Genomic DNA, 15,343 nt, shown 5'->3' with positions numbered 1-15,343 from the left:
GGACCGCGAATTTTAAACGCGCGTGCAGTCTCGTCCTGTCACCTGGGCGGCACCCGGCTGCGCGGGCGCGCACGGCCATGGAAGAATGCCGCCATGAGCCTTGACCTGTTGCGCCGCGTTCAAGCCTGGAGCGAGGGCGAGCTGTCGCCCGGGGCCACCCAGGTCTTGCTGCCCGAGCTGCTGGCCGCCCGGATGTGGCTGCCCGGCGCCCGGCAGCCCGCCGCGGGCGCGTCGGGCCATGGCATGCAGCGCCTGCACTTCCTGCCCGGTGACCCGGGCGAGCTGCCCACGCTTCCGGTCTGGCTCGACGATCCGGCGTCGCTGTCACCGCCGGTGGCCGTGCCGACCCTGCTGCAGAACGGCGCCGCGCTGCTCGCTTTCGCCATGAGCCAGCGCTTCAACGCGGTCCTGGCCACTGGCGACGAACGTTGCCTGCTGACCTGCGACGACCTCCTCAGCCTGCGCGCCCTGATGGTGCTCGAACGGGTGGCGCGTGGCGAACCGGTCGAGCGGCCCGCGGCGCCGGACATCTCCCGACTGCTGCCCGGGCTGCTCGCCCACTGCGCCAGCGAACCCGCCATCGAACGGGCCTGGCTTGCCCTGATCCACTCGGCTGCCAGCACGCAGGCGGCCGTGATGCTGCAGGCGCCCCAGGCCGAGTGGCACCAGGCCGCGCTGGCGCGGCGGCTCGATCCGCTGCTCCCTCCTGGCGTGTCGCTGACCGTGATCGATGCGCAGGGCGACTTCAACCCGCCGCTGCGGCGTGCCATCGGGGCGCATCCGCCGGTCCATGACACGGCCGCGCGACCCGGCTGGCTGGGCCGGGTCCGCCGGCGTTTCTCGGCGGCCCCGGTGCCGGTGATCGAGGTGGACCTCCACGCCTGATCGCACCGGCCCTCCCGTCAGCGTGCGGCCAGCCAGTCACCCAGGCACTGCAGCACCTCGTCACGCTCCGGTTCGTTGAAGATCTCGTGGTACAGCCCCGGATGCGCGCGGGCCGCGACCAGCACCGGAGGGGCAGCGGCAACAAACGCCTCACTGCCTCGCGGCGCCACGCAGCGATCGCTTCCGGCCCACATCACGAGCGTGGGAAGGTTCCACGCAGCGGCCTGGCTGCGCACCGCCTCGCCCGCCTGGACGATGAAGCGCGCCAGGCGCGGCGTGATGCGGTTGTGCACCAAGGGATCGGCCACGTACGCCGCCACCACGCCGCGGTCGCGGGACACCCATTCGGGTTTGAGCCCGTTGCCCACCGGCAGGTCCGGCGCCACCCATCCCATGAGCCGCAGCTGCAGCATCTGCGCCTTGGACAGGCCCGTGTCGAGCGCGGGGGACGAGAGAACCAGGGCATCCACCGGATGGAACCAGCGGTGCGGGTCGGCGAGCGTGCCCTCCGCGACGTAGCGCGCGGCCACGGCGCCACCCATGCTGTGCCCGAGCAGCACGATGGGCCCGGTGTGCTCGGTGCGCGTCGCGGCAACCACCTGCCCCAGATCGCAGAGCAGCGAATCGTCTTCCGCAATGCCGCCACGCCGGCCGTCGCTGCGGCCATGACCACGGTGGTCGTACGTGACCACATGCCAGCCCCAGCGGAGCAGCGCCTGCACGACATGGCCGTACCGGCCGCCATGCTCTCCGAGGCCGTGCACCAGCACCACCGTGCCGCGCGCATTGTCGGGACCGGCGTGGTGGGCCACGTGAAGGTTCAGCCCGTCAGGCGTCTTGAGTGTGCTCAGCATGGTAGGGCCCAGTGTAGCGAGCGGATTTTTGCACGGCCGACGTGCTTTTCCGCTTGTCAGCGCATCGGGTCGCCGCCGACACTGCGCGCTGCCGCGGATCGGCCTGCGACCCGGCCCCGCACAACAAGAACCCGTAGGAGGACCATGTCCCGTTCTGCCATCACCCGCCGCGCCGCCCTGGCGTGCACCGTCGCCGCGAGCCTCTGGGCCGCCGTTCCCGCCCTGGCCAGCCCGACGGCCACCCGCTTCGAACCCGCCGTGGAGGTGACCGGCACCAAGCTGCTGCTCAACGGCGCCGGCACGCGCCGACGCGGCATCTTCAACGGCTACGACATGGCGCTGTACACCCAGCGCAAGGTCAGCACGGTGGACGAACTGCTTGCCCTGCCCGGCCCGAAGAAGCTGCAGTTCGTCGCCTTGCGCGACCTGCCGGGCACGGAGCTCGGCCGACTGTTCGTCAAGGGCATGGGCGAGAACTCACCCAAGGAGCTGACGCAGAAGCACAGCCTGTCGAGCCTGCGCCTGATCGAGATCTTCTCCGGCCGCCCCAAGGTGGGCCCGGGTGAGTCGTTCTCGATGGTCTACCTGCCGGGCAAGGGCACGCAGTTCTTCATCCTCGACCGACCCCAAGGCGATCCGGTGGGCGATGCCGAGTTCTTCGGCATGGTGCTGCGGATCTGGGTGGGCACCTCGCCGGCCGACACGCTCCTCAAGGAATCCCTGCTCGGCCGCGAGTGAGGGCGGCGCGCCGCGGCAAGGTCAGCCGCGGTCGAACTTGAACACCGCCACACTCGCCCGCAGGTTCGGCAGGTGGCGCACCGCCCGGCCGTTCTGGATGCCGAACGACTCTCGCACCCGCAGGCCGTTCTTGCGCGCCAGCACCTCGAAGTCGGCAAACGTGCCGACGCGGATGTTGGGCGTGTCGTACCACTGGTACGGCAGCACGCGGGTCACGGGCATGCGCCCGGCGGCGATCTGCAGCCGGTTCGGCCAGTGGGCGAAATTGGGAAAGCTCACGATGCCGACGCGGCCCACGCGGGCGGTCTCGCGCAGCATGCGTTCGGTGTTGCGCAGGTGCTGCAAGGTCTCGAGCTGCAGCACGACGTCGAAGCTCTGGTCATCGAAGATGGCCAACCCCTCTTCCAGGTTCAACTGGATGACGTCCACGCCTCGCTGCATGCACGCCAGCACGTTGGCGTCGGCGATCTCGATGCCGTAGCCGGTGCACTGCCGGTTGGCCTTCAGGTACGCCAGCAACTCGCCGTTGCCGCAGCCGAGGTCGAGCACCCGCGAGCCGGCGGGCACCAGCTCGGCGATCAGCTCCATGTCCTTGCGGTCGCTCATGCCTGGCCCTCCTGGGCGATGTTCTCGAAGCGCTGGCGCATCACCGCGTGGTAGCGCGGGTCGTCGAGCAGGAAGGCGTCGTGACCGTGCGGCGCATCGATCTCGGCGTAGCTGACCTGCAGGCGGTTGTCGAGCAACGCCTTGACGATCTCCCGTGAACGCGCTGGCGAGAAGCGCCAGTCGGTCGTGAAGCTCACCAGCTGGAACTTGCAGCGGGCCTGCGCAAAGGCTGCGGTGAGGTTGCCGCCATGCTCGCGGGCGGGGTCGAAGTAGTCGAGGGCCCGGGTGATCAGCAGGTAGGTGTTGGCGTCGAAGTAGTCGCTGAACTTGTCGCCCTGGTAGCGCAGGTAGCTTTCGATCTCGAACTCGACGTCCTGTGTGCTGTAGCCAAGCACCGCGTGCTTCATGGCGCGGCCGAACTTGGCCTCCATCGAGTCGTCGCTGAGGTAGGTGATGTGGCCGATCATCCGGGCCACCCGCAGGCCGCGCTTTGGCACCACGCCGTAGGCATAGAAGTGGCCGCCGTGGAAATCGGGGTCGGTCACGATGGCGCGGCGCGCCACCTCGTTGAACGCGATGTTCTGCGCCGACAGGTTGGGCGCGGTGGCCACGGCGATGCAGTGGCGAAGGCGCGCCGGATGGCGCAGCGACCAGCTGAGCGCCTGCATGCCGCCCAGGCTGCCGCCGAGCACGGCGGCCAGCTGGTCGATGCCCAGGCGGTCGAGCAGGCGCGCCTGGGCGTCGACCCAGTCTTCGACCGTCACGACGGGGAAGTGCGCGCCGTACGGCTGCTCCGTGGCCGGGTCGATCTGCATCGGACCGGTGGAGCCGAAGCACGAGCCCGGGTTGTTGACGCCGATGACGAAGAAGCGGTTGGTGTCGAGCGGCTTGCCCGGTCCCACGAGGTTGTCCCACCAGCCTTCGCTGCGCGGCTGTCCTTCGTAGGTGCCGGCCACGTGGTGCGAGGCGTTGAGCGCATGGCACACCAGCACGGCGTTGTTGCGTGCCGCGTTGAGCGTGCCGTAGGTTTCATACACCAGCGTGTAGTCGCGCAGCACGGCGCCGCTCTTGAGCGGCAGCGGCTCGGCGAAGTGCATCGATTGCGGTTGGACGTGGCCGACAGATCCCATGGATCACCCAAACAGAAATCCGGCGCCGCAAAGCGGGACACCGGATCGGGGCCACGTCTTTAGCGGTATTTGTTGAGCGCCCGCAAGCCGGAACAAATCGGCGCTGTGGGCGCAGTATACCGAGCCGCCTGCGACTCAGCCGCCCGTCGCCGATGCCAGGGAAAGGCGCCGGGGCCCGAGTGAAAGCCGGGCGAACGCAAGCGACACCATGGCGCAGAACGTGATGCCGGAGATCATCGGAAATGCCGTGCCGTCGAGCAGCAGACCGGTCACGCCCATGACCAGCGCACCGATGGCCAGTTGCACCGTCGCCATCAGCGCCGAGGCGGTGCCGGCGATCGGCCCGTGCGCTTCCAGGGCCAGCACCGCCGTGCCGGGAATCACGAGCCCGAGAAAGCCAAACGCGACGAAGAGAAACGCCCCCATCACCCCCAGATGGTCCACTCCCGCGGTGGCCAGCACCAGCAAGGCCCCGAGCATCACCGTGAAGCCGGTGGCCGCGAGACGCACCGTGCGGGCCAGGCCGACGAGGCGCGAGAGCGGACCGGTGAGTTGCGCCACGCCGAAGAAGGACAGGGCGTTGACCGAGTAGACAAGGCTGTACTGCCGCGGCGTGAGCCCGTAGTGCCCGATGAGCACGAAGGCCGAGTTGGCGAGGTACACGAAGAAGGCCGCCATGCCGAATGCCCCGACCAGGGACACGCCGAGGAAATGGCGGTCGCGGAGCAGGCGGCCATAGGCCGCGCGGGCTCCGCGCCAGCCGGCGTCGGCCTGAGCCGAGCGGCCGGAGCGCGTTTCAGGCAGCAGCAAGGCGAGCAGCAGGAGACCGGCGACGCCAGTGCCCACCTGGAACCAGAAGATGGCACGCCAGCCTGCGGCCTCGGCCACGAGACTGCCCGCCAGCGGCCCGAGCAAGGGCGAGATGCCGAAGACCAGCATCAGCAAGGACATGAGGCGCGCCGCTTCTGCGCCGGTGTGCAGGTCGCGCACCACGGCGCGCGGGATGGTCATCGCCGCGCCTGCGCCGAGCCCTTGCAGGAAGCGGCTCGCGACCAGCACGTCCGCTTCACGGGCCATGGCGCAGCCGACGCTGCCCGCGACGAACAGCAGCAGGCCGGCGGCCAGCGGCAAGCGGCGGCCGAAGCGGTCGGAGGCCGGGCCATAGGCGAGCTGGCTCACGGCCACGGCCGCCAGGAAGGCGGTGAGGCTCATCTGCACCGCGCCGTCGTCCGCGCCGAGCAGCTGCGCAATCGACGGCAGCGCCGGCAGGTACATGTCGACCGCCAGCGGGCCGATGGCCGAGAGCAGGCCCAGCACCAGAACCGGAAGCAGGCGGGAAGCGTTCATCGAGGAGCGTGGGAGAGCGGAGCCTCGGCATCATGCCGCAAGGGTGCGCGCCGTGGCACGGCGGCGCGGCCGCAGCGCGGGCGGCCCCAACGCAATGCACGCAATTCGGGACGTGCCGGGCTCAGCGGCCCCAATGCCGGTCGCACATCACCGGGTACTCGACCGGACGCAGTGCCGTGAAGTGCAGGTCGCGCACATGGCTGAAGTCCGACCACAGCAGCTTCGCCCCGCGCATCCAGCGGACCGGCCGGACCCGGGCCCGCACGGCGTCCAGTTCATGTGGCGAGGCAGGGCGCAGCGGTCCGGCGGTGCCGATGAGCCGCAAGCCCGGCGGCGTGGCGAAGCGCCCGCGGAGCAGCGAGCGAAGCCAGAATCCTCGGCGCGTGTCCACCGCCATCAGGCAGATGTCGGGCCGGGCCTCGACGTTGGCGGCCAGTCCCGTGGTGTAGCGGTCGAAGAAGAATCCACCGGGCGCGTCGTGCAGGAACACCATGCCGATGGGCGTGACATGCGGACCGCCGTCGGGACCGACGGACGCGATGGCGCAGTGCATTCCCGATCGCTGGCTTCGGTCGACCACCCGGCGGATCTCCGACCAGTGGGCTTCGAGTGGCAAGGGAACTGTGGACATGGACGCCTCGTCGGTGGTGGCCAGTGTGGCCAGGTTGCAAGGGATGCGGGCGAATCCCCGACCGCACGGGGATGTGCCCGCATGCCTATGATTGCAGCCCGCAATTCTTCGCCCACCTGCACGACGCCATGACCCAAGCCGCCGTGACTGCCGGCCGCCCGTGACCATGGGCCGCCCCGAACACTGGGAAGCCGACGCAGGCGACGCCAGCGTCGCCCACCTCGACATTCCCCCTGACGCCGTCCGCGACCGTGCCTTCGAGGTGGCCGTCGACTGGCGGGTGCGTGCCGTGCCGGACGCCGCGGAGCCATGGCACGAACTGCGCGTCCTCGTGAACGGCGCGCACCAATGGACGCGGCGAGTGCCCACACACGCCGACGGCGGCGACGGCCTGGACTACCGGGTGCGATGCAGCGTGCCGGCGGGGCAGCCGCTGCGGGTGGCTGCCGTGACCGATTGCCGCGGGGTGCGGCGGCTGGGGCTGCGCATCCAGGCCGACGAAGACTGACCCGTCCGTGTCCTGCAGGTGACAGCACCGCCTGCGCGTCGGTTGCACAGGCCGCAGCCGAGCGTGAGTTAATCGGCAATGCGCGTTCATCTTTTCCGGGCCCTGGATCGGAAAATCCATGGGTGTCTCTTTCCTTTCGCGCCTCCCTGCCTGACTCCGCCGTGTCGCTGGCCCATGCCATGCTCGACGCGTTGCCGGGGCGCGTCTGCCTGATCCGCCCGGACGGATCGCTGGCCGACGCGAACCGCGCGTGGCGGGAGGCCGTGGACCACCCCTGGGGACGCGAGGGCGGCAACTTCTTCGACGCCTGTGCCGTCGCGACGCCCTTCCACCGCGAGGATGCGGCTGTACTGGCGGCCGGCGTGCGTGCCGTGCAACAGGGCGTGCACCCGGCCTTTTCCCTGTGCCTGCGTGAGCGCCACGGCCGACGCGACCTGGCGCGCGTCACGCCGCTGGGCGCGGGTCAGGCCGGCACGGTGCTGCTCGCGTTCGACGACATCTCCTCCCTCGACAACGGCGACGAGGCCCTGGCCCGGTTCCGAACCGCGATGGAAACGACGTCCGATGCGATCTACCTGGTCGATCGCGCCACCTTGCGCTTCATCGACGTCAACGACGCCGCCTGCAAGCTGCGGCAGTGCACGCGCAGTGAGCTGATGGCCATGGGCCCGGCCGGTGCACTGAACAGCACCCCCGAAGCCGTGGCCCGCGTCTACGACGACGTGATCGCGGCCGGCGATGCGGTGCAGCCAGTGGAGTGGAGCGTGAAACGCGGCATGGGCCAGCGTTTGTACGTGGAGATCCGACGCCGCGCGCTGCACACCGCCGATGGCTGGGTGATCGTCACCATCTCGCGCGACATCACCGCCCGCAAGCTGGCCGAGCTCGGTGTGCAGCGCGCCGCCCATCAGCAGCGCCTCATCGCCCGGTTCGGCCAGAAGGCCCTTACCGACGCCGGCCTGGACGACTTGTTCGAGCATGCGGCCACAGCGGCGTCAGAGGGCCTGGGCCTCGAGTTCGCCGAGGTCAGCCAGTGCCCGCCGGACGGCAGCGGCCTCGTGTTGCGGGCGGCCGTCGGCTTCGACAGCGGCAGCGTCGGGCAGCCGATGTCCGCGCCGGGCCTGCTCACGCAGAGCGCCCAGGTGCTGGCGACGGCTGCACCGGTGATCGTGTCGGACCACCCGGGCCATGCCCCGGGCGGCTGCGCCTTGCTGCAACGCCACGGTGTGCGCAGCGGCCTGGGCGTGCCCATCCCTGGCCCGAAGGGCCCGCGCGGCGTGCTTGGCGTGTACAGCCGCAGCCAGCGCAACTTCGGCGCCAAGCACATCGACTTCCTGCAGAGCGTGGCCAACACCCTCGCCACCGCCATGGACCGCGTGGACGCCGAAGGCCGCCTCACGCACCTCGCCCAGTTCGACACCCTCACCGGGTTGCCGAACCGCTCCCTGGTGATGGACCGGCTGTCGCAGGCCTTGGCGCATGCCGAACGGCACGACTGGCGCGTCGATGTCATGTTCCTCAACCTCGACCGCTTCAAGTTGGTCAACGACACGCTGGGTCATGCCTGCGGCGATGATCTCCTGCGGCAGGCCGCGCAGCGGCTGAAGGCCTGTGTGCGAGCGAGCGACACCGTCGGTCGGTTGGGCGGCGACGAGTTCGCCATCGTGCTGCCCAAACCGGACGACGCGGCCACCGTCGCCAAGCGCGTGATGGCTGCGCTGGCCGAGCCTTTCCGGCTTGACGGCGAGGCGGTGTACGTGTCGGCCAGCATCGGCATCAGCGTGTTTCCGGAGGATGGCCGGGACGCCCACGGCCTGCTGCGTTGCGCCGACGTGGCGATGAACCAGGCGAAGCAGCGAGGTCGCAACACCTTCCTCTTCTACCTGCGCCAGATGAACGAACAGGCGGTGCAGCGGCTGCAGCTGGAAAGCCAGCTGCGCAATGCGCTCGAGCGCGACGAGTTCCTGTTGCACTACCAGCCGAAGGTCAACATCGCGAGCGGCGAAATCAGCGGCTTCGAGGCGCTGCTGCGCTGGCAGCATCCGGTGCGCGGCATGGTGCCGCCGCTCGAGTTCATCGGCATCCTCGAGGAGACCGGCATGATCGTCGCGGTCGGCGAATGGGTGCTGCGGACCGTGTGCCGACAACTGGCGCGCTGGCGCGCGGACGGCCTGCCGCTCCGGCCGGTGGCCATCAACCTCTCGGCGCGACAGTTCCAGGAAAAGGGCCTGGACGAACTGGTGCGCACCATCGTCGCCGAAGAGGGGGGCGACCCGGCGATGCTGGAGTTCGAACTGACTGAGTCGATGCTGATGGCCGACGCCGATGCCGCGGCCCGCACGCTCGGCGCCTTGAAGGCCTATGGCGTGCGCCTCTCGGTGGACGACTTCGGCACCGGCTATTCGAGCCTGGCGTACCTCAAGCGCTTTCCGCTCGACGCGCTCAAGATCGATCGCAGCTTCATGCGCGACGTGACGACCGACCCCAACGACGCCTCCATCGCCCTGGCCATCATCCGGCTGGCGCACAGCCTGCGCCTCGACGTGGTGGCCGAGGGGGTGGAGACCGCGGAACAGATGCAGTTCCTGCGCTCGCACGACTGCGACCAGATGCAGGGCTTCTACTTCTCGCGTCCCTTGCCGCTGGACGACTGCACCCTGGCGCTGGCCGAAGGCCGGCGGATGGAAGCGCGGCACGCCGGAGCCTGAGGGCGACGCGCTGCCGTCGTTCGGAAGCCCCGCACGGCACGCGGCCCCTCTCCGCCGAAGCGGGAGGGGCCGCGCGACCGCTCCAGGCGCCGGCCAGGCCGGCGTCCGAACTCAGGCCGGCACCGACGACCGGATCAGGTAATCGAAGGCCCCGAGTGCCGCCTTCGCGCCGTCGCCCGCGGCGATGATGATCTGCTTGTACGGCACCGTGGTCACGTCGCCAGCCGCGAAGACCCCGGGTACCGAGGTCGCACCCTTGGCGTCGACGACGATTTCGCCATGGCGCGACAGCTCCACCGTGCCCTTGAGCCATTCGGTGTTCGGCACGAGGCCGATCTGCACGAACACGCCCTCGAGGGGAACATGGTGGGCGGTGCCGCTCGCACGGTCGGTGTAGCTCAAGCCGTTCACCTTGCTGCCGTCGCCGGTGATCTCGGTGGTCTGCGCCTGGGTGTGGATCGTGACATTCGGCAGGCCGCGCAGCTTGCTCACCAGCACTGCGTCGGCGCGCAGCTGCTCGCCGAACTCGAGCAGGGTGACGTGCTCGACGATGCCGGCCAGGTCGATTGCGGCCTCGACCCCCGAGTTGCCGCCGCCGATGACCGCGACGCGCTTGCCCTTGAACAGCGGCCCGTCGCAGTGCGGGCAGTAGGCGACGCCCTGGTTGCGGTACTTGTGTTCGCCGGGCACGTTCACCTCGCGCCAGCGCGCACCGGTCGACAGGATCACCGAGCGTGCCTTGAGCGTGCCGCCATTGGCGAGCTGCACCTCGACGAAGTCGCCATTGCGCGCCAGCTTGTCGGCCCGCTGCAGGTTCATGATGTCCACGTCATAGTGCTTGGCGTGCTGCTCGAGCGCGGAGGCGAACTGCGGCCCTTCCGTGGCGAGCACGGACACGAAGTTCTCGATGGCGAGGGTATCGAGCACCTGCCCGCCGAAGCGCTCGGCCACCACGCCGGTCCGGATGCCCTTGCGGGCGGCGTAGACCGCCGCCGCGGCACCGGCGGGCCCGCCGCCGACGATCAGCACGTCGAACGGGTCGCGCGCGCTCAGCTTGGCGGCGTCCCGGGCACCCGCGCCCTTGTCGAGCTTGGCGATGATCTCCTCGACGCTCATGCGGCCCTGGCCGAAGTTCTCGCCGTTGAGGAACACCGTGGGCACGGCCATGATCTGGCGGTCCGCCACTTCCTGCTGGAAGAGGCCGCCGTCGATGACGACCGACCGCACGTTCGGGTTCAGCACCGCCATCAGGCTCAGCGCCTGCACCACGTCCGGGCAGTTGTGGCAGGTGAGGGACATGTACACCTCGAAGTCATAGCGACCGTCGAGGTTCTTGATCTGTTCGATGACGTCGGCATCGACCTTGGGCGGATGACCGCCGACCCAAAGGAGCGCGAGCACCAGCGAGGTGAATTCGTGGCCCAGCGGAATCGCGGCGAAACGCAGGTTCATCTGCGAGCCGGTGCGGTTCAGGCTGAACGAGGGACGACGGGCATCGCTGCCATCGGTCTTGAGGGTGATGAGGTTCGAGAGGCCGGCGATCTGCTTGAGCAGGGCGAGCATGTCGCGCGACGAGTCGCTGTCGTCCAGCGACGCCTCGATCTCGAACGGCTGCGTGACGCGCTCGAGGTAGGTCTTCAACTGGGATTGCAGGGTGTCGTCCAACATGGCGGGGCTCCTTCTGGTGTGTCTCGAGAGGCCCCCGGGCGCCTCGTGGGCGACCGGGGGCGGGGATCAGGCCGGAAGGCCGATCAGATCTTGCCGACCAGGTCGAGCGACGGGGTCAGCGTCTTCGCGCCTTCGGTCCACTTCGCAGGGCAGACTTCGCCCGGGTGCGAGGCGACGTACTGCGCCGCCTTGACCTTGCGCAGCAGTTCGCTGGCGTCGCGGCCGATGCCGTTGTCATGCACTTCGAACAGCTTGATCAGGCCTTCGGGGTTGATCAGGAAGGTGCCGCGCAGCGCCAGGCCTTCTTCCTCGATCAGCACGTCGAAGTTGCGGGCCAGAGTGGCCGTCGGGTCGCCGACCAGCGGGTAGTTGACCTTCTTGATGGCGTCGGAGGTGTCGTGCCAGGCCTTGTGCGCGAAGTGGGTGTCGGTCGACACACCGTAGATTTCGACGCCCAGCTTCTGGAATTCGGCGTAGTGGTCGGCCAGGTCTTCCAGCTCGGTCGGGCACACGAAGGTGAAGTCGGCCGGGTAGAACACGATCACGGACCACTTGCCCTTCAGCGTGTCCTGGGTCACCGGAACGAATTTTTCCTTGTGATACGCGACCGCGCTGAACGGCTTGATTTGCGAGTTGATGAGAGACATGGCTTGCTTCCTCTTTGGTTGTTTGGAGACGGGACGAACTGAATCTTAGGATCGTCCAACGATATTGTGGGTGCATTGATTCAATCTAATCGATTGAAATCTTCTATTGGTCTTCGATGTCACGCCGAGCGGATCGATCGGCGACTCGACGGGTTTGCTAGCACGTTGCCCGCGATGCAGTGGCCGGCCCTTGAGCAACCTCAACCGCAGCGCCGGATAGCTTGCGCCGGTCGGAGCGGCCCTGCTCCAATGGATTCGTCAGCGCGCCGCCCGACTGCTCCGCGGTCCGGACGGCGTCCGGCCTCTGCCAACTCACCAGGAAGACCAACATGAAACACCGCCTGCTTGCGCTCTCCACGATCGTGCTCGGGGCCCTCTCGGCCCAGCCGCTGCTGGCCCAGACGGCGTCCGCGCCTTCCCGCGCCGACGTCAAGGCCGAGATCCCGGCCGACCGCACCAAGGACGCGCGCATCAGTGCCGAGCGCATGCCGCCGGCGTCCCAGCAGAAACCGATTGCCAGCGGCGAGAACCAGCCCAAGTCGCGTGACCAGGTGCGGCAGGAAACCAAGGAAGCCATCGCGGCCGGCAAGGCACCGCAGGCAGGCGACACCGACACCCCCGCCTCCGAAGCCAAGCCCAAGGCCACGCGCAAGCCGATGTCGCAGCGCCGCGCCGACGCCAAGGCCGCCCGCGAGGCGCGTCGACCCGAAGCCACCGACGCAGCGCGCAACCAGGACCCGGCGGGCGGCGTGTACGACCCCGCCAAGAAGGCACCCGCCAAGCCCTGACACCGTCAGGCCGACCGACCCGCCGCAACGCACGAGTCCGGCGCGCCCACCGGATGCGCCCCTCGCTGCCGGCCGCCGGAACGCCCGTTCCGGCGGCTTTTCTTCGTGCTCATGCCCCGATCACGGTGCGCGAGGGCCGTTGCGATGAGGCTTTCCGGTCGTCAGCCCCACGACTCAGGGGGTGGCGGCATCGAGAAAGTCGTGAAGAATTTGGCTTCGTCTCGCCTTGCCGTCGCCTTGCCATCATGTTGTCGTCCATTGTCCTGTTGCAGCGCGACCATGAAGCCAGCCCCCATCTGCGCGCCCTGCTGGAGGGCTCTGGCCGGTTCGAGGTCGTGGGCCTGGCCCACACGGTGGCCGAGGCACGCAAGCTGCTGCCCCATGCCCGCCCCGAGATCCTGATGACCGACCTGCGGCTGCAGGACGGCGACGTGGATGGCCTGCTGCGCGACCTTCGCCGGGCCGGCGAGCGGCGTCGCCTGCATGTCATGGTCACCCTCGTCTCGCACGACGATGCCCTGATCCTCGATGCCCTGCGCGCCGGTGCGGACGGCTATTGGGTGCATGCCCGTTCGCCGGAGCTGCTGCTGACGACACTCGAGCAACTCACGCGTGGGGAGTCCCCCATGACGCCCACCATCGCGCGCCATGTGCTTGCCCATTTCCAGCACAGCCTGCCGGCCGACCTGCGCAGCGCGGACGACCCGCTCAACCCGCTGGCACTCACCGACACCGAGCGCGAGATTCTCGAGCGGGTGGCGCAGGGCTACCTCATCGACGAGATCGCGCAGCAGTGGCAGGCAAGCGTGCATACCGTGGCCCGCGGCATCCGCCGCGTGTACCAGAAGCTGCAGTTCGACTTGCGGGCCAATGGCCTGTCGCTCGCCTGAGCGAACAGGCTCGGCGCCCGTTGTCGCGTGGCGATCAGGCGGGTGGCGCGGTGTCGACGAAGCTCTGGCGCAGGGCCAGCTTGGCACTGAGCTTGGCGAGGTTCGGGTACTGCTCGCGCCACGCGATGTCGGCGAAGCGGAAGTCGAGGTAACCGAGCGCGCAGCCGGCGGCGATGTCGGCCAGCGTGAAGTGAATGCCGGTGCACCAGGACTTGTCGCCCAGGCCCTGGCTCATCGCGGCCAGCGACGCGTGGATCTTCACCATCTGCCGCTCGACCCAGGCGTCCGAGCGCTGCTCGGCGGTGCGCCCGGCCCAGGTGCGTTCGAGGCGAGCCAGCACGGCGGCGTCGAGCACGCCGTCGGCCAGTGCTTCCCAGGTGCGCACCTCGGTGCGTTCGCGACCGCGCTCGGGGATGAGTCGGCCAACGGGCGAGAGCGTGTCGAGGTACTCGACGATCACCCGCGAATCGAACACCGCCTCCGCCCCGTCCATCACCAGGCACGGCACCTTGCCGAGCGGGTTCGACTTGAGAATGCCGTCTCCGGCCCAGACGTCCTCGAGCTCGAGCTGGTAGTCGAGCTTCTTCTCCGCCATGACGATGCGGACCTTGCGCACGTAGGGACTGCTGAGCGAACCGATGAGTTTCATGGTTGTGGGTTTCCCTGGATTCGGACGATTCTAGCGAACGCAGCCGTTGGCGACCGGTGCAGGCCAGGTGATAGAGTTTTGTCCAGCCGGCGCTCGCCGCGGCAGCAAGTTCCATGCAACGGTGCCGACGCGGGCCGAGCCGCGGCACCTCGTCGGTGCAACGCCGCCGCATCCTTGCGCCGGCCTCCCATTCCCGCTCGGCCTTCGACGCCATGACCCACGACCTGCCCATCGACTACCGCGAAGGCAAAGGTGCACCCAGCGTGCCGGCCACGCTGCGCATGGGCCAGCAACGGCTGCTGGTGGCAGGCCAGGGACTGGCCCGCAGCCTGCCCTTCGACGACCTGCTGCCGCCCGAGCGCACGACCGACGGCGGACGCTCGGTGGTGCTGCGCAGCGGCGGCGCCCTCTACTGCCGTGACGGCACGGCGTGGGACAAGTGGGCTGCGGCCCACGGCCATGCGCGTGAACTGGTACCCCGAGCCAACACCGTCTGGCCGTGGCTGGCGCTCTTCATGGCCACCCTGGCGCTGGCCGTTGCACTCGGGACCTCGCTGTATGTCTGGGCCCTGCCCTGGGCCGCCCGGACGCTGGTGGCGGTGGTGCCGCTGGAGGTCGACCGCGCCCTTGGCGACGCCTCGCTGAAGTCGGTCGAACTCGATGCGCTGGCGCCGAGCCAATTGCCCGAGGCACGTCAGGCACGCCTTCGGTTGGCGTTCGCCGGCATCGTGCGCAAGGCGCACGGCGACAAGCCGCCGGTGCACCAGATCCTCTTTCGGAAGTCACGCGACAAGGGCATGGGGCCGAACGCCTTCGCCTTGCCGGGCGGCACGATCGTCGTCACCGACGAGTTGGTGGAGCTGCTGGCCGACAACGACGACGCCGTGCTGGGCGTCATCGCCCACGAACTCGGCCATGTGGAGCATCGCCATGGCATGCGACTGTTCGTCCAGTCGAGCCTGCTCGGCGTGCTGACGGGCTGGGTGCTCGGCGACTTCAGCGGCCTGATGGGCACGGCGCCGGTGGTGCTGGGACGCGCCGCCTACTCCCGCGATGCCGAGCGTGAGGCGGACGCCGCAGCGGTGGCCCTGCTCAAGGCCAACCGCATCTCACCGCTCGTGATGGTCACCTTCTTCGAGAAGCTCGCCGCGGCGCGACCGCCCGCGCCGGCCGACGGCATGCCGCGCTGGCTGGGCCTCGGCATCGCCTCGCATCCCGAGGACGCCGAGCGCATGCAGTTCTTCCGCGACGCCGCCCAGTCGCGGTCCTGACGCGCGTTGCACGCACGGATCCC

At 69.2% G+C, this 15,343-nt stretch carries 15 protein-coding genes; 7 read left to right on the top strand and 8 right to left on the bottom strand.

From position 1 onward, the window contains the following. Positions 1-93 precede the first annotated feature (93 nt). A complete protein-coding gene (locus ACSQ2F_RS22170; RefSeq protein WP_436026421.1) occupies positions 94-885 on the top strand; it encodes a hypothetical protein in 792 nt (263 codons plus the stop codon). A 17-nt stretch (positions 886-902) separates the two neighbouring features. On the opposite strand, the gene ACSQ2F_RS22165 is transcribed toward ACSQ2F_RS22170, so the two are convergent. Further along, positions 903-1,739, bottom strand: a complete 837-nt coding sequence (locus ACSQ2F_RS22165; RefSeq protein WP_436026420.1) for a lysophospholipase — start codon at positions 1,737-1,739, stop codon at positions 903-905. 144 nt (positions 1,740-1,883) lie between these two features. Between ACSQ2F_RS22165 and ACSQ2F_RS22160 the strand changes: the two genes are divergently transcribed. After that, positions 1,884-2,477: a chalcone isomerase family protein gene (locus ACSQ2F_RS22160; protein ID WP_436026418.1), complete on the top strand. Its 594-nt coding sequence runs from the start codon at positions 1,884-1,886 to the stop codon at positions 2,475-2,477. Positions 2,478-2,498: 21 nt separating this feature from the next. Here the strand turns inward: ACSQ2F_RS22160 and metW are convergent, their stop codons facing one another. From metW to ACSQ2F_RS22140, 4 genes are all read right to left on the bottom strand, one after another. Then, a complete protein-coding gene (gene metW / locus ACSQ2F_RS22155) occupies positions 2,499-3,083 on the bottom strand; it encodes a methionine biosynthesis protein MetW (RefSeq protein ID WP_436026416.1) in 585 nt (194 codons plus the stop codon). Then, the gene (gene metX / locus ACSQ2F_RS22150) at positions 3,080-4,213 is read right to left on the bottom strand and encodes a homoserine O-succinyltransferase MetX (protein WP_436026414.1); all 1,134 of its coding nucleotides are present in this window, start codon (positions 4,211-4,213) and stop codon (positions 3,080-3,082) included. Before metX ends, metW begins: the two co-directional genes overlap by 4 nt. 135 nt (positions 4,214-4,348) lie before the next feature. Further along, positions 4,349-5,560 carry a multidrug effflux MFS transporter gene (locus ACSQ2F_RS22145; RefSeq protein WP_436026412.1) on the bottom strand — a complete coding sequence of 404 codons (1,212 nt, stop codon included), beginning with the start codon at positions 5,558-5,560 and terminating at the stop codon, positions 4,349-4,351. Positions 5,561-5,681: 121 nt separating this feature from the next. Further along, a complete protein-coding gene (locus ACSQ2F_RS22140) occupies positions 5,682-6,191 on the bottom strand; it encodes a pyridoxamine 5'-phosphate oxidase family protein (protein ID WP_436026410.1) in 510 nt (169 codons plus the stop codon). 166 nt (positions 6,192-6,357) lie between these two features. Between ACSQ2F_RS22140 and ACSQ2F_RS22135 the strand changes: the two genes are divergently transcribed. Together ACSQ2F_RS22135 and ACSQ2F_RS22130 are read left to right on the top strand one after the other, a co-directional pair. Further along, complete coding sequence (locus tag ACSQ2F_RS22135; protein ID WP_436026409.1) at positions 6,358-6,699, top strand: hypothetical protein; 342 nt, start codon at positions 6,358-6,360, stop codon at positions 6,697-6,699. A 122-nt stretch (positions 6,700-6,821) separates the two neighbouring features. Further along, positions 6,822-9,407 (top strand): EAL domain-containing protein, encoded by a 2,586-nt coding sequence (locus ACSQ2F_RS22130; protein ID WP_436026408.1) that lies wholly within the window; start codon positions 6,822-6,824, stop codon positions 9,405-9,407. A gap of 111 nt (positions 9,408-9,518) precedes the next feature. Here the strand turns inward: ACSQ2F_RS22130 and ahpF are convergent, their stop codons facing one another. Both ahpF and ahpC read right to left on the bottom strand, forming a co-directional pair. Further along, positions 9,519-11,075, bottom strand: coding sequence for an alkyl hydroperoxide reductase subunit F (gene ahpF / locus ACSQ2F_RS22125; protein WP_436026406.1), 1,557 nt, complete (start codon positions 11,073-11,075; stop codon positions 9,519-9,521). 83 nt (positions 11,076-11,158) lie between these two features. Next, entirely contained in the window at positions 11,159-11,722 is a 564-nt protein-coding gene (gene ahpC / locus ACSQ2F_RS22120; protein WP_436026405.1) for an alkyl hydroperoxide reductase subunit C, read from the bottom strand. Between the two features lie 329 nt (positions 11,723-12,051). Between ahpC and ACSQ2F_RS22115 the strand changes: the two genes are divergently transcribed. Together ACSQ2F_RS22115 and ACSQ2F_RS22110 are read left to right on the top strand one after the other, a co-directional pair. After that, positions 12,052-12,510 carry a hypothetical protein gene (locus tag ACSQ2F_RS22115; protein ID WP_436026404.1) on the top strand — a complete coding sequence of 153 codons (459 nt, stop codon included), beginning with the start codon at positions 12,052-12,054 and terminating at the stop codon, positions 12,508-12,510. A gap of 245 nt (positions 12,511-12,755) precedes the next feature. Beyond that, positions 12,756-13,400 (top strand): LuxR C-terminal-related transcriptional regulator, encoded by a 645-nt coding sequence (locus tag ACSQ2F_RS22110; RefSeq protein ID WP_436026402.1) that lies wholly within the window; start codon positions 12,756-12,758, stop codon positions 13,398-13,400. A gap of 34 nt (positions 13,401-13,434) precedes the next feature. Here ACSQ2F_RS22110 and ACSQ2F_RS22105 read toward each other — a convergent pair whose 3' ends face one another. Further along, a complete protein-coding gene (locus ACSQ2F_RS22105; RefSeq protein ID WP_436026401.1) occupies positions 13,435-14,049 on the bottom strand; it encodes a glutathione S-transferase C-terminal domain-containing protein in 615 nt (204 codons plus the stop codon). Between the two features lie 113 nt (positions 14,050-14,162). Between ACSQ2F_RS22105 and ACSQ2F_RS22100 the strand changes: the two genes are divergently transcribed. Further along, positions 14,163-15,320 carry a M48 family metallopeptidase gene (locus ACSQ2F_RS22100; RefSeq protein WP_436026399.1) on the top strand — a complete coding sequence of 386 codons (1,158 nt, stop codon included), beginning with the start codon at positions 14,163-14,165 and terminating at the stop codon, positions 15,318-15,320. Positions 15,321-15,343: the final 23 nt, after the last annotated feature.

Origin of the sequence: Rhizobacter sp. LjRoot28 (assembly GCF_964253025.1) — a bacterium.
GTDB lineage: Bacteria > Pseudomonadota > Gammaproteobacteria > Burkholderiales > Burkholderiaceae_C > Rhizobacter.
This window is presented reverse-complemented; position numbering and strand designations above follow the sequence as displayed.

Coding starts and splice junctions, on each gene's coding strand:
- ACSQ2F_RS22170 (WP_436026421.1), top strand. CDS start 94: ATGAGCCTTGACCTGTTGCGCCGCGTTCAAGCCTGGAGCGAGGGCGAG.
- ACSQ2F_RS22165 (WP_436026420.1), bottom strand. CDS start 1,739: ATGCTGAGCACACTCAAGACGCCTGACGGGCTGAACCTTCACGTGGCC.
- ACSQ2F_RS22160 (WP_436026418.1), top strand. CDS start 1,884: ATGTCCCGTTCTGCCATCACCCGCCGCGCCGCCCTGGCGTGCACCGTC.
- metW (WP_436026416.1), bottom strand. CDS start 3,083: ATGAGCGACCGCAAGGACATGGAGCTGATCGCCGAGCTGGTGCCCGCC.
- metX (WP_436026414.1), bottom strand. CDS start 4,213: ATGGGATCTGTCGGCCACGTCCAACCGCAATCGATGCACTTCGCCGAG.
- ACSQ2F_RS22145 (WP_436026412.1), bottom strand. CDS start 5,560: ATGAACGCTTCCCGCCTGCTTCCGGTTCTGGTGCTGGGCCTGCTCTCG.
- ACSQ2F_RS22140 (WP_436026410.1), bottom strand. CDS start 6,191: ATGTCCACAGTTCCCTTGCCACTCGAAGCCCACTGGTCGGAGATCCGC.
- ACSQ2F_RS22135 (WP_436026409.1), top strand. CDS start 6,358: ATGGGCCGCCCCGAACACTGGGAAGCCGACGCAGGCGACGCCAGCGTC.
- ahpF (WP_436026406.1), bottom strand. CDS start 11,075: ATGTTGGACGACACCCTGCAATCCCAGTTGAAGACCTACCTCGAGCGC.
- ahpC (WP_436026405.1), bottom strand. CDS start 11,722: ATGTCTCTCATCAACTCGCAAATCAAGCCGTTCAGCGCGGTCGCGTAT.
- ACSQ2F_RS22115 (WP_436026404.1), top strand. CDS start 12,052: ATGAAACACCGCCTGCTTGCGCTCTCCACGATCGTGCTCGGGGCCCTC.
- ACSQ2F_RS22110 (WP_436026402.1), top strand. CDS start 12,756: ATGTTGTCGTCCATTGTCCTGTTGCAGCGCGACCATGAAGCCAGCCCC.
- ACSQ2F_RS22105 (WP_436026401.1), bottom strand. CDS start 14,049: ATGAAACTCATCGGTTCGCTCAGCAGTCCCTACGTGCGCAAGGTCCGC.
- ACSQ2F_RS22100 (WP_436026399.1), top strand. CDS start 14,163: ATGCAACGGTGCCGACGCGGGCCGAGCCGCGGCACCTCGTCGGTGCAA.